The 1720-nt window shown below is 57.2% G+C and carries 1 pseudogene; it reads left to right on the forward strand.

Going from position 1 to position 1720, the window contains the following annotated elements:
- Positions 1-699 precede the first annotated feature (699 nt).
- Positions 700-1623, forward strand: a pseudogene (locus QQL28_RS45570) (radical SAM protein); the annotation flags it as partial.
- Positions 1624-1720 lie beyond the last annotated feature (97 nt).

A 1720-nucleotide genomic window follows, 5' to 3' on the forward strand; every position in this document is an offset into this window, starting at 1 on the left:
ACGACAAAGCCGAGCCCTTCGTCTGGACCAAGAAAAAGGTCCGTCAACGCCGCTTCAAAGGCCGCCGTATCACTCAGCTCTGATTCCGGGTACTAGGTCCTCAGTTCGATGCGCAGACTTGACGCTCGAAGGACGTGATCGATTGCGAGTAAAGACGAAAGTTCACTTCACCGACGACTCCGGCCGATCGGATTACACCTTTGTTGAATACCTCGTCCGAGTGCCGGAAGAGGCCTCCCACAAGCGCGGGTACTTGACAGCCGAAGCCCTCAAGACCACGGGCTCAATTCTTGAATCGACAGGGGCGGCTGATCTGTCGCCGCCATCAAGTAGCTTATGCCCGTCCTATGCGAAGGCGCTTGCTCGCTTCGCGTAAATTCGGCTCCGGCTCAACAGCGATCGCATCGAGGCCAGAGCTCGATAGTTCATCACACCTTTAATGCACATTCATAGTAAGCGGCGCTAAAGACCGGACGAAGGATCCGGGGCACCGAACTTAGGCGAGGACACTGGCGGCAAGGCCAGTCAGAATCGGTCACAAAATGACCTTCATCGGTTAGACGCTGGCGAGCACCCTTCCAGCCAGGAGCGAGAAGAGCGCATAGCACTCGGAAGACGATCTTAACGCAATTGCATTCTTGCTGACTCTACAGCGATCGCAAGTAAGGCCACTCGAGTACAGGCAAGGGATAGTAACCATTGCTGTCGCCAATCTCAAAGAAGTATTGTGATGCCCAGTCGCCTTGGTACACGATCTATCCAACGGTATCACAGTTCTCCACTGAGGTCGGTGCCAAGGCCTATGAGAAGTGGCTGAGGGGCCTGGCGCCTGGCGAACCTGTGTCGCTCTACTTGCACATTCCGTTCTGCCGCTCGATCTGCTGGTATTGTGGCTTTCCAACCGCGACGACCCTCCAGGATGCGCCGATCCTTGACTATTTGGCGGTGCTGCGTGAAGAGATTCGCTTGGTCGCGGAGAACGTACCTAAAGAACTACCTGTGATGGACGTACATTTTGGCGGCGGAACGCCGACCCTCATCAAGCCAGCGGAGTTCCTGGATTTGATGAGTCATTTACGTCTCCACTTTGCATTCAGCAGATCGGCAACCATCGCAATCGAGATAGATCCGCGTGCATTCACCGCAGAAGTGGCCGAGGCATTAGCCGCAGCCGGAGTGAGCCGCGCGAGCCTTGGCGTGCAGAGTTTTGATCCCATTGTTCAAAGCGCCATCAACCGGGTTCAGACTGAGGCGCAGACGGCGGCTGCAGCCAAAAATCTACGCGAGCATGGAATAAGCCGTATCAACTTCGATCTCATCTACGGCCTTCCGAGGCAGACGGTGCAGTCGTGCGTACGGACTGCGACACTAGCTGCGGCCATGCGCCCAGACCGGCTTGCGGTTTTCAGCTACGCGCACATTCCTTCATTCAAGAAGAACCAGCGCCTCATCGACGAGGCGGAGTTGCCAGATAACGGCGCCCGCGCGGAACAGGCCGCGGCCGTGGCCGATACGCTAGTCGCCGCCGGCTATCGCCAAGTTGGACTCGACCATTTCGCCTTGCCTGAGGACGAGCTCGCGTTGGTGCAGAAAGCCGGTCGCCTGCGGCGGAACTCATTGGGCTTATAGCGCGACAATCAGGATGAGAGCGGCGCGTCAATCAAGATGAGACGAGGCGGCCGAGTCAGGAGATAATTGACGCTGGCCGCCGGCTTGGCAA

Source organism: Bradyrhizobium iriomotense, assembly GCF_030160715.1.
GTDB lineage: Bacteria > Pseudomonadota > Alphaproteobacteria > Rhizobiales > Xanthobacteraceae > Bradyrhizobium > Bradyrhizobium iriomotense.